The organism is Marinobacter zhejiangensis, from assembly GCF_900114775.1.
Lineage (GTDB): Bacteria > Pseudomonadota > Gammaproteobacteria > Pseudomonadales > Oleiphilaceae > Marinobacter > Marinobacter zhejiangensis.
In genome coordinates, this window is record NZ_FOUE01000002.1 from 1 (window position 1) to 24,179 (window position 24,179).

Annotated in this window: 22 protein-coding genes and 2 tRNA genes; 11 read left to right on the forward strand and 13 right to left on the reverse strand. The window is 57.7% G+C overall.

All coding sequences use genetic code 11. The features are described 5' to 3' along the window. Positions 1 to 8: 8 nt before the first annotated feature. The 11 genes from BMZ67_RS05495 to BMZ67_RS05540 form a co-directional block, all read right to left on the reverse strand. A protein-coding gene (locus BMZ67_RS05495) for an IS3 family transposase (RefSeq protein ID WP_092020958.1) occupies positions 9 to 1,171 on the reverse strand; the annotation gives its coding sequence in 2 pieces (ribosomal slippage) (positions 9 to 916 and positions 916 to 1,171; 1,164 coding nt in all). A gap of 51 nt (positions 1,172 to 1,222) precedes the next feature. Further along, a complete protein-coding gene (locus BMZ67_RS18475; protein ID WP_139214331.1) occupies positions 1,223 to 1,558 on the reverse strand; it encodes a molecular chaperone DnaJ in 336 nt (111 codons plus the stop codon). Positions 1,559 to 1,811: 253 nt separating this feature from the next. Beyond that, a tRNA-Met gene (locus tag BMZ67_RS05500) sits at positions 1,812 to 1,888 on the reverse strand. A 91-nt stretch (positions 1,889 to 1,979) separates the two neighbouring features. Then, positions 1,980 to 3,071, reverse strand: coding sequence for a redox-regulated ATPase YchF (ychF, locus tag BMZ67_RS05505; protein WP_092020959.1), 1,092 nt, complete (start codon positions 3,069 to 3,071; stop codon positions 1,980 to 1,982). Positions 3,072 to 3,176: 105 nt separating this feature from the next. Next, positions 3,177 to 3,767, reverse strand: a complete 591-nt coding sequence (gene pth, locus BMZ67_RS05510; protein WP_092020960.1) for an aminoacyl-tRNA hydrolase — start codon at positions 3,765 to 3,767, stop codon at positions 3,177 to 3,179. A gap of 21 nt (positions 3,768 to 3,788) precedes the next feature. Further along, positions 3,789 to 4,421 (reverse strand): 50S ribosomal protein L25/general stress protein Ctc, encoded by a 633-nt coding sequence (locus BMZ67_RS05515; RefSeq protein ID WP_092020961.1) that lies wholly within the window; start codon positions 4,419 to 4,421, stop codon positions 3,789 to 3,791. Between the two features lie 154 nt (positions 4,422 to 4,575). Beyond that, positions 4,576 to 5,520 carry a ribose-phosphate diphosphokinase gene (locus BMZ67_RS05520; protein ID WP_092020962.1) on the reverse strand — a complete coding sequence of 315 codons (945 nt, stop codon included), beginning with the start codon at positions 5,518 to 5,520 and terminating at the stop codon, positions 4,576 to 4,578. A 52-nt stretch (positions 5,521 to 5,572) separates the two neighbouring features. Then, positions 5,573 to 5,647: transfer RNA gene (locus BMZ67_RS05525), tRNA-Gln, on the reverse strand. A gap of 19 nt (positions 5,648 to 5,666) precedes the next feature. After that, entirely contained in the window at positions 5,667 to 6,527 is an 861-nt protein-coding gene (ispE, locus tag BMZ67_RS05530; RefSeq protein ID WP_092020963.1) for a 4-(cytidine 5'-diphospho)-2-C-methyl-D-erythritol kinase, read from the reverse strand. Next, a complete protein-coding gene (gene lolB / locus BMZ67_RS05535) occupies positions 6,518 to 7,165 on the reverse strand; it encodes a lipoprotein insertase outer membrane protein LolB (protein ID WP_092020964.1) in 648 nt (215 codons plus the stop codon). Before lolB ends, ispE begins: the two co-directional genes overlap by 10 nt. Further along, positions 7,162 to 8,907, reverse strand: coding sequence for a tetratricopeptide repeat protein (locus tag BMZ67_RS05540; RefSeq protein ID WP_092020965.1), 1,746 nt, complete (start codon positions 8,905 to 8,907; stop codon positions 7,162 to 7,164). Before BMZ67_RS05540 ends, lolB begins: the two co-directional genes overlap by 4 nt. A gap of 308 nt (positions 8,908 to 9,215) precedes the next feature. On the opposite strand from BMZ67_RS05540, the gene hemA reads away from it, so the two are divergent. From hemA to BMZ67_RS05560, 4 genes are read left to right on the forward strand one after another with little or no spacing between them, the layout of a single operon-like run. Next, positions 9,216 to 10,508: a glutamyl-tRNA reductase gene (gene hemA, locus BMZ67_RS05545; protein ID WP_092020966.1), complete on the forward strand. Its 1,293-nt coding sequence runs from the start codon at positions 9,216 to 9,218 to the stop codon at positions 10,506 to 10,508. Beyond that, entirely contained in the window at positions 10,505 to 11,590 is a 1,086-nt protein-coding gene (prfA, locus tag BMZ67_RS05550) for a peptide chain release factor 1 (protein ID WP_092020967.1), read from the forward strand. Before hemA ends, prfA begins: the two co-directional genes overlap by 4 nt. Then, positions 11,583 to 12,434, forward strand: a complete 852-nt coding sequence (gene prmC, locus BMZ67_RS05555) for a peptide chain release factor N(5)-glutamine methyltransferase (RefSeq protein ID WP_175481848.1) — start codon at positions 11,583 to 11,585, stop codon at positions 12,432 to 12,434. Before prfA ends, prmC begins: the two co-directional genes overlap by 8 nt. Positions 12,435 to 12,445: 11 nt before the next feature. Beyond that, the gene (locus BMZ67_RS05560) at positions 12,446 to 13,210 is read left to right on the forward strand and encodes a HesA/MoeB/ThiF family protein (RefSeq protein ID WP_092020968.1); all 765 of its coding nucleotides are present in this window, start codon (positions 12,446 to 12,448) and stop codon (positions 13,208 to 13,210) included. Here BMZ67_RS05560 and phrB read toward each other — a convergent pair. Continuing rightward, a complete protein-coding gene (phrB, locus tag BMZ67_RS05565) occupies positions 13,189 to 14,592 on the reverse strand; it encodes a deoxyribodipyrimidine photo-lyase (RefSeq protein WP_092020969.1) in 1,404 nt (467 codons plus the stop codon). The two genes, BMZ67_RS05560 and phrB, sit on opposite strands and share 22 nt — an antisense overlap. A gap of 173 nt (positions 14,593 to 14,765) precedes the next feature. On the opposite strand from phrB, the gene BMZ67_RS05570 reads away from it, so the two are divergent. Genes BMZ67_RS05570 through BMZ67_RS05580 form a run of 3 tightly spaced genes read left to right on the forward strand, consistent with a single transcriptional unit; the run spans position 14,766 to position 17,232 of the window. Continuing rightward, positions 14,766 to 15,263, forward strand: a complete 498-nt coding sequence (locus BMZ67_RS05570; RefSeq protein WP_092020970.1) for an ATP-dependent zinc protease family protein — start codon at positions 14,766 to 14,768, stop codon at positions 15,261 to 15,263. Further along, positions 15,260 to 16,165 (forward strand): 30S ribosomal protein S6--L-glutamate ligase, encoded by a 906-nt coding sequence (gene rimK / locus BMZ67_RS05575; RefSeq protein ID WP_092020971.1) that lies wholly within the window; start codon positions 15,260 to 15,262, stop codon positions 16,163 to 16,165. The genes BMZ67_RS05570 and rimK overlap by 4 nt, the downstream gene beginning before the upstream one ends. Beyond that, a complete protein-coding gene (locus BMZ67_RS05580) occupies positions 16,135 to 17,232 on the forward strand; it encodes a succinylglutamate desuccinylase/aspartoacylase family protein (protein WP_092020972.1) in 1,098 nt (365 codons plus the stop codon). Before rimK ends, BMZ67_RS05580 begins: the two co-directional genes overlap by 31 nt. Before the next feature lie 2 nt (positions 17,233 to 17,234). Here the strand turns inward: BMZ67_RS05580 and BMZ67_RS05585 are convergent, their stop codons facing one another. Continuing rightward, a complete protein-coding gene (locus BMZ67_RS05585; RefSeq protein WP_092020973.1) occupies positions 17,235 to 18,359 on the reverse strand; it encodes an HD domain-containing phosphohydrolase in 1,125 nt (374 codons plus the stop codon). Positions 18,360 to 18,511: 152 nt separating this feature from the next. Here BMZ67_RS05585 and BMZ67_RS05590 point away from each other — a divergent pair, with 152 nt between their 5' ends. From BMZ67_RS05590 to casA, 4 genes are all read left to right on the forward strand, one after another. Further along, positions 18,512 to 18,937: a secondary thiamine-phosphate synthase enzyme YjbQ gene (locus BMZ67_RS05590; RefSeq protein WP_092020974.1), complete on the forward strand. Its 426-nt coding sequence runs from the start codon at positions 18,512 to 18,514 to the stop codon at positions 18,935 to 18,937. Positions 18,938 to 19,040: 103 nt separating this feature from the next. Next, complete coding sequence (locus tag BMZ67_RS05595; protein WP_092020975.1) at positions 19,041 to 20,003, forward strand: helix-turn-helix transcriptional regulator; 963 nt, start codon at positions 19,041 to 19,043, stop codon at positions 20,001 to 20,003. 130 nt (positions 20,004 to 20,133) lie between these two features. Next, positions 20,134 to 22,677 (forward strand): CRISPR-associated helicase Cas3', encoded by a 2,544-nt coding sequence (gene cas3 / locus BMZ67_RS05600; protein WP_217642461.1) that lies wholly within the window; start codon positions 20,134 to 20,136, stop codon positions 22,675 to 22,677. Positions 22,678 to 22,679: 2 nt separating this feature from the next. After that, the gene (casA, locus tag BMZ67_RS05605) at positions 22,680 to 24,176 is read left to right on the forward strand and encodes a type I-E CRISPR-associated protein Cse1/CasA (RefSeq protein WP_092020977.1); all 1,497 of its coding nucleotides are present in this window, start codon (positions 22,680 to 22,682) and stop codon (positions 24,174 to 24,176) included. Positions 24,177 to 24,179 lie beyond the last annotated feature (3 nt).

Consider the following 24,179-nt stretch of genomic DNA (forward strand, 5'->3'; position numbering starts at 1 on the left):
TGTAGTGGTCAACTAATCCCGGACAGTATTTTAAGTTTTTCCTCGGCAGCAACCGGAGAAATGCCACCGTTGAATGAGTGTGGTCGCTGCCGGTTGTAGTAGCCCATCAGATAGCCACCAACATCCTTCTCTGCCTGCAACAGGCTTCGATATCCCAAGGCCGGTATCCACTCTGATTTCAGGCTTCGGAACAATCTCTCCATCGGTGCGTTGTCCCAACAGTTGCCGCGCCGGCTCATGCTTTGCGTCATCCGGTAGCGCCAGAGCCGCTGACGGAACTTGCGGCTGGCGTACTGGCTTCCCTGATCCGAGTGGAACATGACTTTTTCTGGTCGACCACGCTGTTCCCAAGCGTGATCCAGAGCTTTTACAACCAGATCAGCATCCGGACTGGAGGACATGCTCCAGCCAACGACCCGGCGTGCATAGAGATCCAGCACAACGGCCAGATAACTCCACCGCTGGCCGCTCCAGATGTAGGTAATGTCACCACACCAGACCTGGTTGGGCCGGTCCACTGCAAATTCACGAGCCAGATGGTTTGGGATATCCGGCCGTTCAACAGTGGCCTGCTTGTAAGCATGAGGGCCTGGTTGCTTGCAGATCAGCCCCAGTTCGCTCATCAGACGTCGAACCTTGAAGCGGCCAACGCTGATGCCTTCGTCGCTGAGCATGTCCTTAATCATCCGGCTGCCAGCAGAGCTGCGGCTCTTGGTGAACAAGCGGTTTACCCGAGCCTTCAGGGCCAGACGCTCAACGTCTATGTGGCTCTGCCGGTGGCGGTACTCGTAATAGCTGGAACGACTGATATCAAACGCTTCACAGACCAATTCCGTAGACTCCTGCTCCCTCAATCGGTCTATCAGCGCGTACGATTCATCTCGTCCGACATCAAGAGAGCAGTAGCCTTTTTTAATATGTCCTTCTCCCGTTCCAGCCGATTACAGCGGGCTTCCAGCTCTTGGATACGGCGTTGCTCCGGGGTAAGGGCCTTGCCCTTCGGGGTGATCCCTTCGCGTTCATCCGTTAGCTGTTGCACCCATCGCCGGAGGGCGCTTTCACCCACGCCCAGGGACGTACTCGCCTGGGCAATGGTGTAACCTTGATCCAGCACCAGGCTGGCTGCTTCCTGCTTGAATTCAGGAGTAAAGGAACGTCGCTTTCTGGTCATCAGACACCTCGTTTATGGTGGCGATCTTACCACCTTCGTTGGTGTCCGGAATCATTGAGCCACTACAATTGCACTGCTAAAGGCAAGTAGTTCTGAAAAATATGGGTTTTTCAGGAAGGCGGCAAGGGCAATCATGGTTACCAATATGCCGCACAGAAAAACCGCCAGCATAGGCGCTATGCGTTTGTTCATTCTTTCTGTCAGCGGTTCTGCCTTACCAATTCCGCCACAGGACCCGCACATCAACCCCTGCTGGTTTGAGCGCCGCCATCTGGGGAGTTCGTTTCTGATCGCGCAGGCGTAGCAAGAAGATGCTTCTGGGCCGTTCGTACAGGTCCCGGTGCCAGAACAATGCTGGCAATCATGCAGGTTGGCGGTCACGTCCATGGAGCGTCTTCTAGATCCTTCTATCGGCTAACGTAAGCAAGATTAGTCGATGGATAGGCTTGTTGGCTAGACCTCTGCTTGTAAAGCGTTGTTAAAGGGAGAGAGGTGAGGGGGATGTTGGAAGCTGTAAGACGGGGCGGAGTATTCGGACCTTTGGTCCTCACCCTTCGGGTCGTCGTCGCGTTGCTCCGACGTTCAAAGGGCATTAAAAAAGGCCCAACGCTTGCGCGATGAGCCTTTTTTAATGCAATTCTGGTAGCAAGGGGCGGAGTCGAACCGCCGACCCCAGCATTATGAGTGCTGTGCTCTAACCAACTGAGCTACCTTGCCATTTCGCCTTGGGCAATGCCCCAAACGAGGCGCGTATTTTCAAGAAACCGGCGCATTCTGTCAAGGGGAATGCGCCATTTTTTCTGAAAAATTACACGTTAAAGCGGAAGTGGATGACGTCACCGTCCTGGACGATGTAATCCTTGCCTTCCAGGCGCCACTTTCCGGCTTCTTTGGCGCCGGCTTCGCCGTTGTATTCGACGAAGTTGTCGTAGCCGATGACCTCGGCGCGGATGAAGCCGCGTTCAAAGTCTGTGTGAATCACACCAGCCGCCTGGGGGGCGGTGGCGCCGATGCGTACGGTCCAGGCGCGCACTTCCTTCACCCCGGCGGTGAAGTAGGTCTGCAGGCCCAGCAAGTTGTAGCCAGCGCGGATAACGCGGTCCAGGCCGGGCTCTTCCATGCCCATCTCGTCGAGGAACATGCTCTTTTCGTCATCTTCGAGTTCGGAGATTTCTGCTTCGATCTTGTTGCAAATAGGCACCACCACGGCGTTCTCGGCGGCGGCGATTTCCCGTACCTGGTCCAGGTGCGGGTTGTTCTCAAAGCCGTCTTCGCTAACGTTAGCAATGTACATGGTGGGCTTGACGGTCAGCAGGCACAGTTCGCGGATCAGTACCTTTTCTTCGTCGCTCAGGTCCATGCCGCGGACGGGTTTGCCTTCATTGAGCACCGGCAGCAGTTTTTCGAAGACTTCCACCTGGGCCTTGGCGGCTTTGTCGCCACTCTTGGCAACGCGCTGGACTCGCTTGATGGCTTTTTCAACGGTGTCCATGTCAGCCAGTGCCAGCTCGGTGTTGATGACTTCGATATCGGCTGCCGGGTGGACTTTGTTAGAGACGTGGATGACGTTCTCGTCTTCAAAGCAGCGTACCACGTGGGCGATGGCGTCGGTCTGGCGGATGTTGGCCAGGAACTGGTTACCAAGGCCTTCCCCTTTGGAAGCACCTTCCACCAGGCCGGCGATGTCGACGAACTCCATGGTGGTGGGGAGCACCCGCTCCGGCTTGACGATCTCCGCCAGTTTGGTGAGGCGGGGGTCTGGCATGGGCACAACGCCGGAGTTGGGCTCAATGGTGCAGAACGGGAAGTTCTCTGCGCCAATGCCGGCTTTGGTCAGTGCGTTGAACAGGGTGGATTTGCCGACGTTGGGAAGGCCGACGATGCCGCAGTTAAAGCCCATGGATTGCCTCTGCTGATACGGAAAATTGTGGCCGGATTATACCGGTCGAACGGGGAGGGTGCGAGTGCGGAGTGTCCGCAGTGCGTTGCCGGAAAACGACGGTGTTCAGCTAACGGGTTTGAAGCTGTGGAGTCGGTTCATGGCGGCGGCCATTTTGCCGGTGCTGGCATCGGGGAGTACCCGGATGGCTTCATCGACGATGGCGTCAAGCTGTTCGGTTTCCTGCTTGCCAAAGCGGCCGAGCACGTAGCCGGTTACTTTCTTGGCGTCGCCAGGATGGCCAATACCGAGGCGCAGGCGATGGAATTCTTTGCTACCAAGGTGGTTGATGGTGTCGCGCAGACCGTTGTGGCCACCGTGACCACCGCCTTGTTTGAGTTTGGCGGTACCCGGGGGCAGGTCCAGTTCATCGTGAGCGACAAGGATCTGCTCAGGCGTGAGCTTGTAGAAATCCGCCAGGGCCTTGATGGCCAGTCCGCTTCGGTTCATGAAGGTGGTCGGATTCAGGAGGTGCAGGTCGAGTCCCTGCCAGTGGATACGGCTGTAAAAGCCGTGAAACTTCTTTTCCGGACGGAGCGTCTGGCCCGCATGGCGGGCCAGAGCTTCGACGAACAGGGCGCCGGCGTTGTGACGAGTGTTTTCATAGTCGGCACCGGGGTTACCCAGTCCCACCACCATGACAATTTGCTGCGCCATTTGCCGTCACCCCAGGCGGGATTACTCCTCGCCTTCGCCTTCAGCAGCGGCTTCTTCGTCGCCTTTAGCGCCTTTCGGCTTGTGGATCGCCAGAACCGGCAGGTCGTGATCCGGGCCTTGCTGCAGGGCAGCAATGCGAACGCCTTCCGGAAGCTTCAGGTCGCTCAGGTGAACGACTTGGTCCATAGCCACGTCAGTGATGTCCACTTCGATGAACTCAGGCAGGCTCTGCGGCAGACAGATCACTTCTACTTCAGTCATCTGGTGGGAAACTTTGCCACCTTCAGTCTTAATGGCCGGAGCAGTTTCTTCATTAACGAAGTGCAGCGGTACGTTAACGTGGATCTCGTGATCTTTGTCTACGCGCAGGAAGTCAGCGTGGATCAGAGTGGTTTTGTACGGGTGACGCTGCAGGTCTTTCAGGATAACGCTTTCTTCGTTATCACCAACCTTAATGGTCAGGATGTGGGAGAAGAATGCTTCGTTTTCCAGAGCCTTGGACAGCTCTTTCTGCTGCAGGGAGATAGCAGTTGCGTCTTTGCCACCGCCGTAGATGATGGCTGGCAGTTTGCTTTCTTCGCGACGCAGGCGGCGGCTCGCACCTTTGCCCTGGTCGTCACGAAGGGTAGCTTCGAGTACGAATTCCTGAGACATGTGTATTACCTCAATCAGCACCTGAGCGGCCCGCGACCAGGCTGATGCTACAGGTGGTTTCTTAGTTAAGGCCGAAACTTCTGGTTTTTCGGCCGCTTAAATAGACCGGGAGCCCAAAGGGGCTCCCGGTCCGGATCAGTTTGCCTGGCCAGTCTTACTCGAACATCTGGCTGATGGACTCTTCGTTGCTGACGCGACGAATAGACTCAGCCAGCAGGGCGGCCATGCTAAGGGGGCGAATTTTATCACACTTGCGGGCTTTGTCATCCAGCGGGATGGTGTCGCACACAACGAGTTCGTCCAGGGTAGATTTGTTGATGTTGTCGACCGCTGGGCCTGACAGCACCGGGTGGGTGATGTAGGCGACAACCTTCGAGGCGCCGTGTTCTTTCAGCGCGTCGGCGGCTTTGCACAGGGTGCCCGCGGTATCAACAATGTCGTCTACCAGGATACAGGTCTTGTCTTTGACATCACCGATGATGTGCATGACCTGTGAAACATTGGCTTTCGGGCGGCGCTTGTCGATGATGGCCAGGTCGGCGTCATTCAGGCGCTTGGCTACGGCACGGGCGCGAACCACGCCGCCAACGTCGGGGGAGACCACGACAAAGTTTTCGAAATTCTGTCTTTCGATGTCTTCCATCAACACGGGTGTGGCGTAAATGTTGTCGACGGGAATATCGAAGAAGCCCTGGATCTGGTCAGCGTGCAGGTCAACGGTAAGTACCCGGTCAACGCCGATGCTGGAGATCATGTCGGCAACCACTTTGGCGCTGATCGCGACACGGGTTGAGCGCACCCGGCGGTCCTGACGGGCATAGCCGTAGTAGGGTACAACCGCGGTGATCCGCGTGGCTGAGGCTCGACGCAGTGCGTCTGCCATCACGATCAACTCCATCAGGTTGTCGTTGGTCGGATTGCAGGTGGGCTGGATAATAAAGACGTCGTGGCCACGAACGTTTTCGTTGATTTCAACGGTGGTCTCACCATCGCTGAATTTGCCTACAGTGGCCTGGCCCATGGGAATGGCGAGCTTTTTGGCGATGCTCTGGGCGAGTTCCGGGTGAGCGTTGCCAGCAAAAATCATCAGTTTGGACACGACGGTATCCTTCAGAGTCTCAGCGTTGGATTCAGAACAAGAGGGAGGAAATTGGCTGGGGTGGCAGGATTCGAACCTGCGCATGACGGGATCAAAACCCGTTGCCTTACCACTTGGCGACACCCCAGTATCGTGCTTCTTTGGCATCATTTCAGCTCTGTTAGCTTTTTGTGTAGAGGTGAATGGTTCACCCCTTTAGCTACGAACCCCTTGATGCCGGAGGGTTTGCTTTCCCAGATAATCCGGGCTGCGGATTCTGTAGGGAAACGTCCAAAAATGCAAGCCCCGGTTCCGGTTAATCTTGCAGGTCCGAATTGTGAAAGCCAATCCAGGCTTTTTCTAACCTCGGGATACAGTCTGCAAACTACATCCTCACAGTCGTTTCGGTACCTCGAGGCGTCTCCCTCAAAAGCGGGCGCTATTTTGATTCTAGGGGTGTCCCTTGTCAACCCTTCTTGTGAAAAAATCTTTGCGGTGTTGATGTCGCAGCTTGGTTTCAACACCACAAACCAGTCTTCCGGCGGCATTGCCGGGGTCAGGATTTCGCCCACGCCCTCGGCCCAGGCTGCGGTGCCGCGGACAAAGACCGGTACGTCAGCTCCCAGTTGCAGGCCCAGGCTGGCCAGGGTGTCGATCTCCAGGTCCAGCTGCCAGAGGTGGTTGAGCGCCAGTAAAACGGTAGCGGCGTTGGAGCTGCCGCCACCGAGGCCACCGCCCATGGGCAGGCGTTTGTTGATGGCGATGGTCACCCCGGGCACGGCTTTGTCGCTGTGTGCGGCGAGCAGGCGGGCGGCACGGATGATCAGGTTGTCTTCGTCCGGGACGCCGGGCAGGGATGGTTCGAGCGCCAGTTGGTCGTCATCGCGGAGCGTAAAGGACAGCTCGTCACCGTAATCGAGGAACTGGAATAATGTCTGCAGTTCATGATAGCCGTCATCACGGCGGCCGTTGATGTGCAGGAACAGGTTGAGCTTGGCGGGGGAGGGCAGGGTCAACGTCACAGTGATGGCTCCGCGCCCAGGGGTTGCCAGTGGGTGACGGCGAGCCGTACCCGCTTCTCGCCCTTGACCGCTGTGATGCGTGCCGGCAGTTCCGGTTTGTCAGCCATGAACTGGTTCCAGCGGTCGTAACGGATTTCCCAGCCATCCTGACGGATCATTGCGACCTTCTGGTCGGCGTCAAAAAACAGGTTGTAGTCGCTGGCTGGGCTGGGCAGGCCGCGAATCCACCAGGGCAGGCTGGTGATGGGGAGTTGCCAGCCGGTTGCGGCCTGAACCAGGCCTTCCGGGTCACCTGACTGATAGGTCTCGCCGTCAGGCAGGGTCAGGGAGATGAATCCCGGCACGCCTTTGAGCTCGGTGGTACCCAGCCCCAGAAACGACGAGGACAGCGACAGTTCAAATGCCTCCTGGTGCTGTGTCCAGTAATTGATGACGGCGCTGCCGCTGTCTGAAGGTTGCCGTACTGCCAGTTTTCCCTGCAGCTGCCAGTGCTGCAATGCCTGGAGCTGAAGCTGGCGTTGTGACCAGTCGCTGGGCGGTTGGTTGGTCAGCCCCTCGGGCAGCGGTTCGATGGAGATGGTCGCGCAGGCTGACAGCCACAGCGACAAGGCCAGGGCTGCCAGGGTGGAAAAGCGTAGTTTCACAGGTCCTGACCTCCTGTCAGGCGAAGAATGGTTTCCCTAAGAATGGGGTGTTCGCGGTCCATGGACAGGCCTTCGCGCCAGATGATGCGCGCCTGTTCCCGCTGGCCGATGGCCCACAGCACTTCGCCGTAATGGGCGGCAACCTCTGGGTCGCGGAAATTGCTGTAGGCTGTTTTCAGGTACTCCAGTGCCTCGGTGTGGTTGCCCTGACGAAAGAGCACCCACCCCATGCTGTCCTGAATGGCGGGGTTGCTTGGTTCCAGCTCAATGGCCCGGCGAATCAGCGTTTCTGCTTCGTCCAGCCGATCGGTTTTGGTGGTGAGGATGTAGCCCAGGGCATTCAGCGTAACCGCGTTGTCTGGTTCGCTTTCCAGAACCACCCGCAGGTCGGCTTCGGCTTCGCTGGTATGGTCGATGCTGTCATGGAGCATGGCCCGGGCATAGCGGATGCGCACGCTGTCTGGTTGATCCAGCAAGGCTGTGGTGGCCATGTCGATGGCGGCTTCGGTGCGCCCGGACTCCATCAGCAGGTTGACTTCGATCAGCCAGTAGTTTTCGGCCTGGCTGGGGTTGGCTTCCCGGAGTGTGCGGATGTTGGTCAGTGCGCCATCAATGTCGCCGGTTTCTGCCCGCAGTGCACTGGCGCGGGAAAGTGCCGGGAAATAGTGGGAGCCCAGGGCGACGCGCTCGTAATAGGCAATGGCTTCCTGGACCTGGCCGGCGTCATCGGCGATTTTGCCCAGATAGAAGTTGGCTTCATCAACGTGGTGGTCCTCAGCGATCAGCTCGTTGAGGTCATCGGTGGCGAGGTCAATCTCGTTGTTTTCCAGGGCGATCAGGGCATGGGACAGGCGCAGGCCGGGTACCTCGGGGAAGCGCGTCATGAGCCGGGCGAATTCGTCCTGGGCGGCTCGCATATTGCCTTCATTGACGAGTATGCGGGCATAAAGGGTGCCCATCTGGCGGTTGTCTGGGTAAATGCGGGTGTGTCGGTGCAGGTAATCCAGGGCCTGGGCATTGGCGCCGGTTTCGTAGAGCAGGTCACCTTTCAGCATGACGGCGGGCTGGAAATTGGGGGACTTCTCCAGCAGGGGCTCCAGGTGATCCAGCGCGGCCTGCGGTTGTTGATTGATCTTCATCAGCAGGGCAATGCTGTAGTCAATCTCCAGGTTGTCGGGGTGGCGCTCAAGGAGCTGTTGATAGAGGTCGAGCAATTCCTGTTGGGTGTGAGGGGGCAGGGTCGAGGACATGGCGGCCAGATTGTCAAAATCGCCATCCCCTCCCAGGTTCATGATCTGCTCCATGTGCTGCAGGGCGTCGTCCATCTGGTCGCGCTTGATGGCCTGGATGGTCATCACCCTGTGGGCTTCCAGGCTGTCGGGCTCAGATTCCAGCCAGAGCCCGGCGAGCTGCAACTGGGCATTGTCCCCGCCCAGTGACTGGGCAATGCTCATGGCCCGCCGGATAACGCCCAGGTCGCGGGACTGTTCGGCGGCCCTTACGTAATTCACCAGGGTGACATCGTAGCGACCCCGTTGCCCGGCCACCTCTGCAGACAGCAGCAAGTAGAGGACTTCGGGTTCAAACTCGGCATAGTTGATGGGGCTGTCGCCTTGATCAACGACGGGTTCGTGGGCGAACCTGGCGGGATCGGGCTGATCTGCGGTATCCGTGAGACTGGCGCAGCCGGACAACGCCAGGCCAAACAGGCTGGCGGCGATCAACAAGACAGGTTTATGCATACGGCGTCCTGTAATAGAGGTACAACGTGGGAAGAAGAGCCGGAAACCCGCCGGGGCTCCCCAGTGCGAAACCCTATGATGGCATAAGCATTTGATCTTGCCTAACCTCCCTGAGGTTCCGGCAATTGTCCGTAGTTCCCGTAATATAGAGGCTTCTTAGCCCAACGTACGAGGTTTCCAGTAGGGTTTTGGGTGGCGGGCTGCTATATCCCTCGGTAAAATGGGGGATTATCCGGCTGCCTGACAGCTCCCACATTGATGGGCTGTTAAGCTTAAGCTACTGGCGAATAAGGCATTCTACTCCCGATATGGCACTACTCACGCTGGGCATTAACCATCGCACGGCCCCGGTTGAACTCCGGGAGCGTATTGCGTTTACCCCCGAGCGCATGGCTGAGGCGTTTGCCGAGTTGCGGGCGGCTTCTGGAGCCAGTGAAGCCGCGATTCTGTCTACCTGCAATCGCACAGAACTCTACCTTGCAGGCGACGATGACTGTGCACCCATGGTGCTGCGCTGGCTGTCGGGGTTCCACGGCCTCGACCCTGCCGATCTGGAAGATGCGGTTTACCTCCATCGTGATGCCGAGGCTGTTCGCCATATGATGCGGGTTGCCTCCGGATTGGATTCCATGGTGCTGGGGGAGCCGCAGATTTTTGGCCAGCTGAAGGATGCCTACGCCCTGGCCCGGGAATACGATTCCTGCGGCACCTTCCTCTCACGGCTGTTTGAACAAACCTTCTCCGTTGCCAAGCGGGTTCGTACCGACACCGCCATTGGTGAAAACCCGGTTTCTGTGGCCTATGCGGCCGTCAGCATGGCCAGCCATATCTTCTCGGACATGTCCCGCAACAAGGCGCTGCTGATTGGCGCCGGTAAAACCATCGAGCTGGTGGCAAAGCACCTGGCTGATGCCGGTGTGCGAGACTTCCTGGTGGCCAACCGGACCCTCGACCGTGCCCAAAACCTGGCAGAAGCCCACGGGGGCCGCGGTATCGTATTGGCGGACATCCCCGATTACCTGCCGGAGGTGGACATCGTCATTGCCTCAACGGCCAGCCCACTTCCTATCCTTGGTAAAGGTGCGGTTGAGCGGGCGTTGAAGAAGCGCAAGCATCGCCCCTATTTCATGGTGGACATCGCCGTGCCCCGGGACATTGAGCCGGAAGTGGCATCGTTGGCGGATGTTTACCTGTACACCGTTGACGACCTGCGTCAGGTGATTGAAGAAAATGTCCGCTCCCGTGAGGGGGCGGCACGCGAGGCCGAGCATCTGATTCTGGCCGGCGCCCAGGATTTCCTTGGACAGCTAAGGGCGCTGGATGCGGTCTCGACGTTGAAGCTGTTGCGTGAGCAGGCGGAGCGCCTGCGCGATGCTGAGGTAACCAAGGCGCTTCGGGCGCTGCGTAACGGTGCCGATGCCGAAACAGTGATTCGCAGCCTCGGTCGGGGGCTGACCAACAAACTTCTCCATGAACCCACCAGCCAGGTGCGCAAGGCCACGGCGGAAGGTCGGGTTGAAGCCACCCAGTGGCTGAGGGAACTGCACAATTTGGAAACCCAGGACAGCCATGAGGTTTCCGTCACTCCGGAAAAACTATGAAACCATCGATTCAGGCCAGACTCGAGCAGTTGGTTGACCGCTACGAGGAAGTCAGTGCGTTGTTGAGCGATCAGGGAACGATTGCCAATCAGGACAAATTCCGGGTGCTTTCCCAGGAGTTCGCGGAAATTGAGCCGGTGGTCCAGTGTTTTCGTGCCTATCGACAAGCCCTTGATGATATTGATGCCGCGGCCGAGTTAGCCAATGAAGGCGACCCGGAAATGAAAGCGATGGCGGAAGAGGAGCGGGTGCTGGCTGAGCAGAAAAGTGTTGAGCTGGATGAGGAATTGCAGCGCCTGATGTTGCCGAAGGACCCGGACGACAACAAGAGCGTGTTCCTGGAAATCCGCGCCGGAACCGGCGGTGACGAAGCGGCGATCTTCGCGGGTGACCTGTTCCGGATGTATTCCCGTTACGCGGAAGGGCGTCGCTGGCAGGTGGAAGTGCTTAGTGAGAATCCCGGTGAACACGGTGGCTACAAGGAAATCATCAGCCGCGTGGCCGGGGACGGCGTCTACGGTGCCCTTAAATTCGAGTCCGGTGCCCACCGGGTGCAGCGAGTGCCTGAAACCGAATCCCAGGGCCGCATTCATACCTCTGCCTGCACCGTGGCGGTGATGCCGGAGGCAGATGAAGCCGAGGCTATCGAAATCAACAAGGCCGACCTGCGGGTTGATACTTTCCGCGCGTCCGGCGCTGGTGGCCAGCACGTCAACAAGACCGACTCTGCCATTCGCCTGACCCACCTTCCCTCCGGCATTGTGGTGGAATGTCAGGAAGAGCGTTCCCAGCATAAGAACCGGGCCAAGGCGATGAGCCTGCTGGCCACCCGCCTTCGGGATGCGGAACGTGAGCGGCACCAGAAATCCCAGGCGGAAACCCGCAAGAGCCTGGTGGGCAGTGGCGACCGCTCTGAGCGGATTCGCACCTACAACTTCCCGCAAGGCCGGGTGACCGACCACCGCATCAACCTGACCCTGTACAAGCTGGACGAAGTGGTGGCTGGCGATCTGGGGGCCATCATTGACCCCTTGCTGCAGGAACATCAGGCCGAGTTGCTGGCCAGCCTGTCTGATGAGTGAGTCATCGCTTACCTGTGAACATCTGATCCAGGCTTCTGCTGCGGCGATCGATAGCGACACCCCGCGGCTGGATGCCGAGCTGTTGCTGAGCCATGTCACTGGCTGGTCCCGGACCAGTTTTCGGGCCTGGCCCGAACGGGACGTCAGCCCTGAGCAGCAGCAGGCGTTTGAGCAGCTGCTGGCCCGCCGTGTAGCGGGGGAGCCGATTGCTCACCTGCTGGGTGAACAGGATTTCTGGTCGCTGACTTTGCGGGTTACCCCGGCCACCCTGATTCCCCGTGCCGACACCGAATGCCTGGTGGAAACGGCCCTTTCCCTGCCGTTACCTGATGATGCCGAGGTGCTTGACCTTGGGACCGGCACCGGAGCCATTGCCCTGGCGCTGGCCAGTGAGCGTCGTGGCTGGCGGGTGCAGGGCAGTGACGCCATGGCAGACGCCGTTGACCTGGCTCGTGATAATGCCTCCCGACTGAACCTGCCGGTTCGTATACACCTGAGCCACTGGTTCGATGACTTACCGGCGGGCCGTTATGACCTGATTGTGTCCAACCCGCCGTATATTGCCGCCAATGATCACCACCTGCAGCAGGGGGATGTTCGATTTGAGCCGCAGACGGCCCTGGTGGCCGGTTCCGACGGACTGGACGACCTGCGCCAGATCATTGCCCAGGCTCCAGGCTGGCTTAAGGCCGGGGGCTGGCTGGTGGTAGAACATGGCTATGACCAAGCAGCAGCGGTGCAGGCGTTGTTTGGTCAGGCCGGGTTTTCCCTGGTGGAATCGCGACAGGACTACGGGCAACAGGACAGGCTCACTCTGGGCCAATGGGCCGACAAACCGGAATAAGGAGACAGCCAGTGCTGACTGATGAGGAGTTGTTGAGATACAGCCGCCAGTTGTTGCTGCCAGCGTTTGATGTGGCAGGTCAGCTAAAGCTCAAGGCCTCCCGTGTTCTGGTGGTTGGGTGTGGTGGTTTGGGCTGTCCCGTTGCCTTGTATCTGGGTGCCGCCGGGGTGGGCAGGATGACCCTGGTGGATGACGATCAGGTGGATGTCAGTAACCTGCAGCGTCAGGTGGCCTTCAGTGAAGCCCAGGTGGGTGAGAGCAAGGCGGCGATGCTGGCGGCAAGGGTTCGGAGCATTAACCCCCAGGTTGAGGTTGACGTGGTGACCTCTCGCCTTGATGGCGAAGCCTTGCTTGCGCGGGTGGCCTCGGCAACGGTGGTGGTGGATTGCACCGACAACTTCCACACCCGCTTTGCCCTCAATCGGGCCTGCGTCAGTGAACAGGTGCCCTTGATCTCGGGGGCGGCGATCCGCGCCGAAGGCCAACTCTCTGTGTTTGATTCCCGCCGCGCGGACAGCCCGTGTTACCACTGCCTTTATCCTGAAGAGGGGAATGAAGACCTGACCTGCTCCGAAGCCGGTGTGGTCGGGCCCCTCGTCGGCATGATCGGTGCCAGCCAGGCGATGGAGGCGATCAAGGTGATCAGCGGGGTAGGCGAACCCCTGGTGGGGCGTTTGCTGATCCTGGATGCCTGGCGCATGGAGTGGCGTCAGATGGCCCTGGCCCGCGACCCGGATTGTCCAGTATGTGGGGTTCACCCTTCCTTTAACGCCTGAAACCGGGCGATGGCTTCTTTCCTGCTTTCCTTCAGGTCGACCAGCGGCCTGGGGTAACCTCCGGGTATAACCCCACCTTGCCAGGGTTGGTGTATGCGTTTGTTGTCGAGAGCGGCCAACTCCGGCACGTAACGGCGGATGAACTCTCCCTGCGGATCAAACTTTTCACTCTGACTGACCGGGTTGAATACCCGGAAATACGGTGCTGCGTCGGTGCCGGTTGACGCGCTCCACTGCCAGCCACCGTTGTTGGACGCCAGGAAGCCATCCACCAGCTTTGACATGAAATAGCGCTCGCCGAGACGCCAGTCGATGAACAGGTTTTTGGTGAGGTACATCGCTGCAACCATGCGCAGGCGGTTATGCATCCAGCCGGTCTGGTTAAGTTGACGCATTGCGGCGTCCACGATGGGGACACCGGTTTGGCCTTCTTTCCAGGCATCCAGGTGAGTGTCGGGGCTATTCCAGGCGAGGGCTTCGGTTTCCTGTTTGAAGGCGCGGTTCATGCTGACTCGCGGAAAGTGGTACAGGATATGGACGTAGAAATCCCGCCAGGCCAGTTCCTTGATCCAGGTGCTGACGCCCTGCTGCTCCGGGGTCATGCCCTGATGGGGTAAGGCCGCCGCCCAGCACTGCCCGCCTGACAGCACGCCGTTGGCGAGATAGGGAGAGAGCAGGCTGGTGCCGGTCCGGGCCGGGAAATCGCGGTCCTGGTCATAGTGGCCCGCTTGTTCGTCCAGAAACTGCCCCAGGCGCTGATGTGCTGCGGGTTCGCCGCAGGCGACCAGGGGCGGCGGGGCATCCTCGTGAAACAGCGAGGCATTTGGCGGCAGAGGTGGCGCCAGCGCCGGCCCCACGGGCGACGGTTCGGGGTAGATTGCCGGCCCCTGCTCCTGGAGCCATTGTGACCACCGGCGATAAAACGGTGTGAATACGGTATATGGAGTGCCCTGGGCGGTCAGAATACTGCCGACTGGGGCGACGCATTGGTCGTGATAGGTGCAGACCTTCAGGCCTTCGGGGCCGAGCGTCGTTTTGAGTGTCCGGTCCCGGCGGCGCTCATTGATGCCGTATTCTGCGTTCATGTGCAGGGTTTGAACTGCATTCTGGCAACAAAAATCCTTTAGTGTTGCAATGGAATCGTCGAACCGCTTTGCATACAACGTGACCAGTGGAATGCCGAGTTCGGCCAGCCGGTTGCCCAGGGCTTGTAAATTATCCAGTACAAAGTGCACCCTGGCCGGAGACCAGTCATGCTGCTGCCATTGCTCTGGTGTCACGATGTAGCAGGCTTTAACGGGTGCCCCGCTGCTACAGGCGGCGGTCAGGGCCGGATTGTCGGTGGTGCGCAGGTCGTTCCGAAACCACACGAGTTGGGTCATGGTCTATCCTGTTATAGGTCAAAACGTTTCAAAGAAATCACGGACTTGGCCTGTCGCCGCTGACAGGGGTTTTGATTATAGTTAGCGGCTTCTGACGGGAGTGAACCTTAGCTCGCGGCAATTGGCAAGGGTGCCCTGGTCATAGTACGAATTCTTCAAAAGGAAACAGATTGATGTCTGAATCGGCGTCGGAGTTGGAGCTGCTCAGCCCGGAAGCGATGGGCGAAGATCGGTTGCGTCTGGGCTGGCGTGAGTGGGTGGCTTTGCCTGAACTGGGTATTGACCGGGTCAAGGCCAAGGTGGATACCGGGGCCCGCACGTCCTGTTTGCATACCTACCGGACCGAGCCTTATACCGTGGACGGCCAGCGGCGCGTCCGGTTTTGGGTGCACCCGGTTCAGAATGAGCTGCACACCAGTGTGGAGTGTGATGCCCTCGTGGTGGACGAGCGCACCGTCACCGACTCTGGTGGCCACAAGGAGCTGCGGTTGGTGATTTCAACCACGCTGCAGATGGGCGATGTCAGCTGGCCTATCGAAATGACCCTGACCAACCGGGATACCATGCGTTTTCGCATGCTGATTGGTCGCACTGCATTGGCGGGACGCTGTGTTGTTTCGCCGGAAGCTTCGTATTTGGCCGGTGAGCCGGCGCCAGGGAGAGAGCCATGAAAATCGCGATTCTGTCACGCAACCGCTCACTGTACTCTACCCGTCGATTGGTGGAGGAAGGGATTAACCGGGGCCATGAAGTGCATGTAATTGACTGCCTGCACTGTTACATGAACATCACCTCTGCGAGCCCCAAGATTCATTACCACGGCGAGATCCTCGAAGATTTCGATGTGGTGATTCCCCGTATCGGTGCCTCGGTAACCTTCTACGGCACGGCGGTGTTGAGGCAATTCGAGATGATGGGTGTGTTCCCGTTGAACGAATCTGTAGCCATCACCCGTGCCCGGGACAAGCTGCGCTCCTTGCAGTTGCTGGCCCGCAAAGGCGTCGGCATGCCTGTGACCGGGTTTGCCAACAAGCCCGATAACGTGCCGGAGCTGATTAAGATGGTGGGTGGATCGCCGGTGGTCATTAAGCTGTTGCAGGGCACCCAGGGCATCGGGGTTGTGCTGGCGGAAACCCGTAAGGCCGCGGAAAGTGTGATTGAAGCCTTTATGGGCTTGAAGGCGGACATCCTGGTTCAGGAATTCGTTAAGGAAGCCGGTGGAGCGGATATTCGCTGTTTCGTGATTGGTGATAAGGTGATTGCTGCGATGAAACGCCAGGCACCGGAGGGTGAGTTCCGCTCTAACCTGCACCGTGGTGGCAGTGCTTCGCTGGTACGGATTACCCCGGAGGAACGCCGTACCGCGGTGACGGCGGCCAAAGCCATGGGGCTGAACGTGGCGGGCGTCGATTTGCTGCGTTCTGCGCGCGGGCCGCTGGTTATGGAGGTAAACTCCTCCCCAGGGCTTGAAGGAATCGAAAATGCCACCGGTAAGAACATCGCCGGTATGATTATCAACTGGACAGAAAAGAACCAGAAACCTTGGAAAACAAAAACAAGAGGGCAGGGGTAAAGGCCAGTCGGGCACCGTTTGTTATTGCGGACACCGAGATTAAGGCCGGAACCCGGGCGACGGTAGAAATCCCGGTTGCCAAACTCTATACCCACACCCCGTTGCACTTGCCGGTGGAGGTCATCCACGGTCGTCGTGATGGACCAGTGCTGATGGTGTGCGGGGCCATTCACGGTGATGAAATCAACGGCGTCGAAATCGTTCGACGCCTGTTGCGCAATTCGGCCCTTCGCCACCTCCGGGGAACCCTGGTGGCGGTGCCCATCGTCAACATCTTCGGCTTCATCCAGCGCACCCGTTACCTGCCAGACCGCCGCGACCTCAACCGCTGTTTCCCCGGTACTGAGACGGGGTCGCTGGGCGGTCGTATTGCCTATCTGCTGCGTTCCCAGGTGATGGAAAACGTGACCCACATCATCGACCTGCACACCGGGGCGCTGAACCGCTTCAACCTGCCGCAGATCCGGGCTGAACTGAAGAACCCGGAAACGGAGCGCATGGCCGAGGCCTTCGGGGCGCCGGTCATTCTCAACGCCAGCCTGCGTGAGGGCAGCCTGCGTGCCTACGCGGATTCTCTCGATATTCCGGTGATCACCTTTGAAGGCGGGGAAGCCCTGCGTTTCGATGAAGTGGTGATCACCAGCGGGGTCCGAGGGGTGATGCGGGTGATGCGGGAGCTGGAAATGGTGCCGGTGAAGAAGGGCCCCAAGGCGCCCAGAAAACGCTCCGAAACCGCCGCCACCTCCACCTGGGTGCGTTCAGACCTGGATGGCATCATGCGCCCGGTGGCCAAACTCGGGCAAAAGGTTCGCAAGGGACAGAAGCTGGCCATCGTGGCCGACCCCTTTGGCGAAAGCGAGGTGGCGGTGATGGCGCCTTGCTCCGGGATTGTCATTTGCGTCAACAACCTGCCTTTGGTTAATGAAGGCGAAGCGATCTACCACATTGCTCGGTTTGATGAGCTGGGTGAGGCGGAAAAAGCCATGGACTATTTCCGCAGCACCTATGAGTCGGAAGTGGCCGAAGAGGTGGTGCCAGTTCACCCCTGGGATGAGCTCCAGCGCTAACGCTAGTCCTCTTCAGGGTCGGCGAAACAGTTCTGGATCTCCAGAATATCAGCAAGGTTGTCGTTTAGAGCTTTTACGCAGGTCGGGTCCAGTTTCTGCCCGGCCATTCGCTGCAGTTCAGCCAGCGAGTCCCCGAGGGTCCAGGGTTCCTTGTACGGGCGGCGGCTCGTCAAGGCGTCGTAGACATCGGCAACACTGACGATGCGAGCCTCCAGCGGAATATCCTCCCCCTTCAGCCCCTGCGGATAACCGCTACCATCCCAGGCCTCGTGATGGCCGCCGATAATGTTCAGCAGAACCTGCAGGTAAGGGACATCGGCCAAGCCGTAGTTGCTCATCAGCTTGCTGGCCAGGAGGCGACCGTTCTCTGCATGTGATTTCATGACTTCGAACTCTTCCGACGTGAGGGGGCCAGGCTTCAGCAGGATGTGGTCGGGTATGGTGATCTTGCCGATGTCATGCAGCGGGGCAAACAGGTAGACGTACTCCGAAAATTGGTCATCCCGCTCCCGTTCCGATGCCAGTGCCCGGGCAATGGTCCGGCTGTAGCGGGACATGCGCTGCAGGTGTCCACCGGTTTCCGGGTCTCGGGAGTAGGTCAGATCCACCGCCGACTTTATGGTCGACATCAGCGTCCGAACCGTGTTGAGCGAATTGAACATCAGCAAGCCGACCAGTTCGCCCACCAGGTTAAGGTAGCTCAGGCACTCCTCAGTGAAGGCATTTTCACGGTCTGCATTGAAGAAAATGAACCCGATCAGCTCGTCATTGAACACCAGTGGCAAGGTATAGCTGCCCCGGTAGCCGGCCTCGTAGATCTTGCGGGCATGGAGGTGGCGGCTGGCGCAAAAAACCGAGAGATCCTGTTCCAGCCTGAACGTTTGTTGGTCGGCCAGCTGCTTGAGGGAATGGCAGTGGGCGAGTTTGGCCTGATAGTGGTTCAGCGGTGTGCTGGCGCCACTGTAGATAAACGTGCGCACCAGGTCGGAGGCGTCATCGTAGAGGGCCATGCTGATTCGGGTGATAAACGGGTAGCGTTCCTCGGTGACCCTGTGCAGGTGCGTCAGTTTTTCGGCCAGTGTATTTGCGCGGTTGAGTTCCAGTAAGGCACTTTGTTGTATCGGCATGATCCTGTCAGTCTTATTTACCAAGGCAGTTGGTTGAAGGTGGCGATTTTTGTGCAGGAAAAGGTTTTCTAACCGCCTGAATAATTACAAGATAGCCCATGAATGATTAATGTCCGCATGGATTATATCTATTACCCAAAGGGAGCAATGCCATGATCTGGGATCAGTCCACCATCGAGCTGCCAGCCCTGTCCAGGGGTTTTCATCTGATCACCAACGATGTCGTGGCTCAGGGCCCCGATCTGACCAACTGCCAGGTGGGCCTGCTGCACCTGTTTCTCCAGCATACGTCGGCGTCACTGGCCATCAACGAAAACGCCGACCCGGACGTGCGCGGCGACCTGGAGCGCCACTTCAACGTGATGATCCCGGAGAATGCCCCCCACTACCAACACGTCTTGGAAGGGCCGGACGATATGCCAGCGCACATCAAGAGCGTGGTCATCGGGCCGTCGCTGTCGATCCCGATCACCAATGGCCACCTAGCCCTGGGCACCTGGCAGGGTATCTACCTGTGCGAGCACCGCGACCATGCCGATGGCCGGCGGATTGTGGCGACCTTACAGGGGCGTTGGTAGTCTGCCCCGTCGCAAAGTAACTGGTTGTAAAAACTAACAAATGTGGGCGATTCCATGAGGGCCAGCTAATATTCGGATGACAAAATGCAGAGGGAGCTGTGTTGTGAGCCGTTTTGACCGTATCTATCGCATCCACGAATTACTGCGCGGGGCACGCCACCCGGTTTCAATGAAACGGTTCATGGAGGAATTGGAGGCCAGCCGTAACACCATCACCCGGGATTTTGAGTATTTGCGGGATAGTCTGGGAGCGCCCCTGGAGTATTGCCGTGAAAACAATGGCCACCGTTATAACCCCGCGGCGCCATTGTTCGAGTTGCCCGGTTTTTGGATGAGTTCGGGTGAACTTTATGCGCTGCTGGCTTGTGAGCAGTTACTGGAGGATGTTCAGCCGGGGCTGATGGCCCAGCGCTTGGCGCCCCTGAAAGAGCGTATTCGTAGTCTCTTGGGGGAGTCAGGCCATGGGGCTGAGCGCATTGGCGAACGTATCCAGGTGCAACCCATTCAGGCTCGCATGGCGGTCCAGCAGGTTTTTGATCCCGTGGCCGAGGCCACACTGGCCGGGAAACAACTCCAGTTTGACTACGCCCCCAGAAGCCGCGCCACCCACAGTTTCCGAACCGTTCATCCGCAACGGTTACTGCACTACCGCTCCAACTGGTTTCTACTGGCTCAGTGCGAAAGCGCCAACGACCTCCGCCTGTTTTCCCTCGACCGTATAACCCGCCCCCAGGTGCTCGACGCCCCGGCAGCTCACCAGGCGGCCGAGGAACTGGATGCCTACACGTCGTCCAGCTTCGGAATCTTCGGGGGGCAACCCCAAGCCACAGCCCACTTTCGCTTTACCCAGCATGCCGCCCAGTGGGTCGCTGAAGAGCAATGGCATCGCGATCAAAAAGGCGAATGGCACGAAGACGGATTCCACCTGCATGTGCCGTACTCGGACCCCAGGGAGCTAGTTATGGACATCCTGCGCTATGGGCCGGAGGTGGAGGTGATTGGGCCGGAAACATTAAGGGGTGAGGTGGCAGAACGGGTTAGGAAGATGGTGGAGATTTACGATTAATTTTTATGTGATGCACGGATTGGGGCAGTGAGGTCTGTAGTGTTACTGATGAAGGTAAGGGTAATGAATAGGCGTGAATACGAGTGGAGGTTGGGCTGCAATGAGGCGCTTTAGGCGAGACAACGAGCCAATGGCTAACGCCGTTGTGCCGTACCAGAAATGTCCCGCAAAAACCTATGAAACGTCTACTGGTGTTGTGCGTGGGCGATCGGTCGAAAGCCACTGCCGGATTGTTGGTGAGGTAGCGAGAGAGATTGTTAAGCGCTCACCTGCCGCAGCCCTTTTCCCGGAAGGGGCATGCTTGGCAGCAGCTTGCCACGACATAGGAAAGGTAAGCCCGACTTTTTATAACAAAATTATGCGGGCCTGCTCTTTGGAACAGGTTCCGGGTGCTAACCCTGACCTGGAAAGGGGTTGGGGAGGCCATGCAGGTGTCAGTCAACTTACAGCCAAGAAACTAGACGCCCCTGAGTATGTACCAGAGATTCTTGGCCAACATCATGGCTTCTCTCCAAACCTCGCTGGGAAACGTGCTGATGATGAGATCTTTGGCGGTACTGCTTGGCTGAATGAGAGGTTGAGCCTTGCTCAGGCGTTACAGCATCAGTTAGGGGAGTCCTGGCCCCAGATAGAGTCGGTTGCCCAGGCCCGTTTGCTGGCTGGTTTGACGTCGGTGGCCGACTGGATTGGTTCCGGGCGCCATTTTGAAAACCCCGAATTATCCTGGGAAGCAAAAATCGCAGAGGCATTGGATGACGCCGGATTTGTGCCGCTTTCGTACAAGCATGGCTTGAGTTTTGAGGAGGTATTTGGGTTTCCTCCCCGGCAGGCCCAATCAATCCTCATTGAACAGGTGTCTTCCCCTGGTGTTTATGTTCTAGAAGCGCCCATGGGGCTGGGGAAAACCGAAGCTGCACTATATGCGGCATACAGGATGTTGGATAGTGGGCAGGCCAGCGGTATCTATTTTGCGCTACCAACGCAGTTGACCTCCAACAAAATATTTGAGCGTTTTCAGTGCTTTCTGGAAAGGGTGCTGGCGGATGATTGTGGGCATCGCTCGCTGTTGCTGCACGCCAATGCCTGGTTGTTGGAGACCGAAATGGGGGAGGAGGGGCGCCCTGGTGGAGCTTGGTTTAACCAGAGCAAGCGTGGTCTGCTGGCGCCTTTTGCCGTAGGCACAATCGACCAGGCTCTGATGGCCGCGATGAACGTAAAACATGGCTTTGTCAGAGCATTTGGGCTCGCGGGCAAGGTTGTGATCCTCGACGAAGTGCATACCTACGATGCCTACACCAGCACCCTGCTGGATGCGCTGGTTGCGTTGCTCCGCGAACTGCAGTGTACGGTCATTATCCTCAGTGCCACGTTAAACCAGGAGCGCCGTGAGATGCTGCTTGATCGGCCAACAAAAGCCATGGATTACCCGCTGATCACCGCATGCCCGACCAGGCACCAATCTCAAGTCAATGAGGTGAGCGTTCCTGCCGGTGAGAGCCGGCAGTTACAGGTTTCAGTGCTCTCCGATGACGCCGCGGCTGTTGATCAAGTGTTGTTGAGAGCGGAGCTGGGACAGCAGGTGTTGTGGATAGAAAACACCGTAAAGGAAGCACAGCAGCGCTATTTAGACCTGGCGGCTCGTGCCGCCGAGCTGGGCGTGGCCTGTGGACTACTGCATTCACGGTTTACGGTAGATGACCGTCAGCGAATTGAAGATCACTGGGTCAACCTGTATGGCAAAGCGGGCTGGTCGGATCGTGACAAGCAGGGCCGAATTCTGGTTGGGACTCAGGTTCTGGAGCAATCACTGGATATTGATGCGGACTTCATGGTTTCCAGCTTTGCCCCCACCGACATGCTGTTGCAACGTATGGGGCGTGTATGGCGGCATGAAAACACACCGCGTTGCCAAACGGCTGTTCCGGAAGTCTGGCTATTGGCTCCTTCACCAGATGACGCCATCGACGCACCACAAAAGTCGTTCGGCGCCTCTGCCTTTGTTTATAGCCCATACGTGCTTTGCCGGAGTTTGGAGGTTTGGCAAGGCCTGGATAGGGTTAGCCTTCCCGACGATATTCGCCAGCTGATTGAACGAACTTATGTGAGCCGAGAAGAACAGGGAAGTATGAATCGGTGGCTGTATGAGCTTGATCATGGCAACCGTCATAACAAGGGGCGTATAGCATTGCAGCAACTGGCCAGAATTGGATTGGCAGAGGGGGGGAATACCTTGCCTGAAAGCCAGGCGCAGACTCGCTACAGCGAATCCGAAAGCTATGAGGTGCTGTTGCTGAAAAGCATTTCTCGCAATGCAGAGTTCGCTTCCCTGGCATTACTGGATGGGACTCAAATCGAGTTGCCCTTGCAGCGGTACAAGCTTGGAAAAGCGGAATGGAAAAAGCTTACGGCGAACCTGATGCGCCAGATTGTCAATGTGCCGCCGGGGGATAAGCCGAACACTGCCTCGGTGGATGTGCTCAAGCGCTTTGGTTTGCACCACTGTTTTTTCCTGGGTCGCCCTGACTGGCCTGAAGATGAAAGTGTACTGAGGGTGGCGTTGGTAGAAGGCACGGATGCTCTTCGTGGTATTGAGGGGCAAGCGATACATGATAACCACCTACTGGAATACCGCGATGACCTGGGGTATCGGGTCATCAAGAACCAGGGAATTTAACTATGGATAACCGTTTTAACCTTATTGATGAGCCTTGGATTCCTGTGGCTGATCATGGCCGCGTCAGCCTGCGGCAGATATTTAGTAATTCGGAATATCGAAGCTTGGGTGGCAATCCGGTGCAGAAAATTGCCTTGTTGAAGCTGCTACTGGCGATTGCCCAAGCGGCGGCTACTCCCGAGGGCGAAGCAGAGTGGCAAGGGTTGGGAACGCTGGGGGTGGCGGAGCGCAGCTTGGCGTATCTGGATAAATGGCACGGTCGGTTTTATCTGTATGGAGATAAACCTTTTTTGCAGATGCCCGCGATTTGCACAGCGAAGATTCAACCTTACGGAGCGGTGTTACCAGAGGTTTCGACTGGTAATACCACGGTGTTGAGCCAGATACAGGTACAACGGGAGCTGGATGACGGTGCCAAGGCGCTGCTGCTTTTGACGCTCATGGGGTTCGCGCTGTCAGGTAAGAAAACAGATAACAGCGTGGTTTTAACCTCAGGCTACGCAGGTAAGAAAAATGATAAAGGCAAGCCTTCTACAGGAAAGGCTGGGCCGTCCGTAGCCCATTTGGGGCTTTTACATACCTTTTTGTCAGGCGAAAGTATTCAGGAAAGCATTTGGCTTAACCTACTGACATTGAAACAAATTGAGCAGATGAATATCTATCCAGAAGGTATTGGCCTGGCGCCTTGGGAGGATATGCCCGAAGGGGAGGACTGCGTAAAGGCAAGGAAGCTAAGAGGCTCTTTGATGGGGCGGTTGTTACCAATTTGCCGGTTTTGTCTGCTAGCAGAAGAGGGGCTGCATTATTCGGAGGGGATTGCACATCCTGGATATAAAGACGGCGTTGTTGACCCGAGTATGGCAGTTAATAACTCAGGTAAGGAACCCAAGGCACTCTGGGTTGACCCTGAGAAACGGCCGTGGCGGGAGTTGACGGCGCTACTTGGCTTCTTTGATCAATCAGAAACTCAGGGTTTCCAGAGCTGGCAGCTGAGGCATGGCTTGGATCGGGCGCGTGAGGTGACGGGAGAATTTGCGGTCTGGTCGGGAGGCTTGAGAGTCAGCAGTAATGCCGGGGAGCAATACGCCTCTGGGAGTGATGACTTTGTGGAGTCTCAAGTTTGGCTGCACAGCGATATGCTGGGTCAGAGCTGGTTCAGCCAGCTCAAGCAGGAAATGGGTGCCCTCGATGGGCTTGCCAAAAGCCTTTATGGGCGAGTTCTGGGATTCTTCAAGGAGCAAATGGTAGATGGAACCAAAATAGCCCCTCAAGCTACACAACTCTTTTGGCAGCTATGCGAAAGGGACTTTCAGCGACTTGTCGATTCTTGTGAACAGAATGAGGAGTCTGAGGAAGAACGTAAAAAGCTGCACCAGCGTTTTGCTAGTTATGTCCATCAGTCCTACGACAACTTTTGCCCCCATGAAACTGCCCGCCAACTCGATGCTTGGGCAAAGTGCCGCCCCAAAAACAGCAAATATCTGAAACAGGAGGCCTGAGGT

What these genes read in the sequence shown, in the direction of transcription:
- BMZ67_RS05540 (WP_092020965.1), bottom strand. Translation starts at nt 8,907, where the DNA reads ATGCATAAACCTGTCTTGTTGATCGCCGCCAGCCTGTTTGGCCTGGCG.
- cas3 (WP_217642461.1), top strand. Translation starts at nt 20,134, where the DNA reads ATGGCTAACGCCGTTGTGCCGTACCAGAAATGTCCCGCAAAAACCTAT.
- ychF (WP_092020959.1), bottom strand. Translation starts at nt 3,071, where the DNA reads ATGGGCTTTAACTGCGGCATCGTCGGCCTTCCCAACGTCGGCAAATCC.
- BMZ67_RS05515 (WP_092020961.1), bottom strand. Translation starts at nt 4,421, where the DNA reads ATGTCTCAGGAATTCGTACTCGAAGCTACCCTTCGTGACGACCAGGGC.
- BMZ67_RS05590 (WP_092020974.1), top strand. Translation starts at nt 18,512, where the DNA reads ATGATCTGGGATCAGTCCACCATCGAGCTGCCAGCCCTGTCCAGGGGT.
- BMZ67_RS18475 (WP_139214331.1), bottom strand. Translation starts at nt 1,558, where the DNA reads ATGGACGTGACCGCCAACCTGCATGATTGCCAGCATTGTTCTGGCACC.
- phrB (WP_092020969.1), bottom strand. Translation starts at nt 14,592, where the DNA reads ATGACCCAACTCGTGTGGTTTCGGAACGACCTGCGCACCACCGACAAT.
- BMZ67_RS05585 (WP_092020973.1), bottom strand. Translation starts at nt 18,359, where the DNA reads ATGCCGATACAACAAAGTGCCTTACTGGAACTCAACCGCGCAAATACA.
- prfA (WP_092020967.1), top strand. Translation starts at nt 10,505, where the DNA reads ATGAAACCATCGATTCAGGCCAGACTCGAGCAGTTGGTTGACCGCTAC.
- pth (WP_092020960.1), bottom strand. Translation starts at nt 3,767, where the DNA reads ATGGCGCAGCAAATTGTCATGGTGGTGGGACTGGGTAACCCCGGTGCC.
- prmC (WP_175481848.1), top strand. Translation starts at nt 11,583, where the DNA reads ATGAGTGAGTCATCGCTTACCTGTGAACATCTGATCCAGGCTTCTGCT.
- rimK (WP_092020971.1), top strand. Translation starts at nt 15,260, where the DNA reads ATGAAAATCGCGATTCTGTCACGCAACCGCTCACTGTACTCTACCCGT.
- hemA (WP_092020966.1), top strand. Translation starts at nt 9,216, where the DNA reads ATGGCACTACTCACGCTGGGCATTAACCATCGCACGGCCCCGGTTGAA.
- casA (WP_092020977.1), top strand. Translation starts at nt 22,680, where the DNA reads ATGGATAACCGTTTTAACCTTATTGATGAGCCTTGGATTCCTGTGGCT.
- BMZ67_RS05570 (WP_092020970.1), top strand. Translation starts at nt 14,766, where the DNA reads ATGTCTGAATCGGCGTCGGAGTTGGAGCTGCTCAGCCCGGAAGCGATG.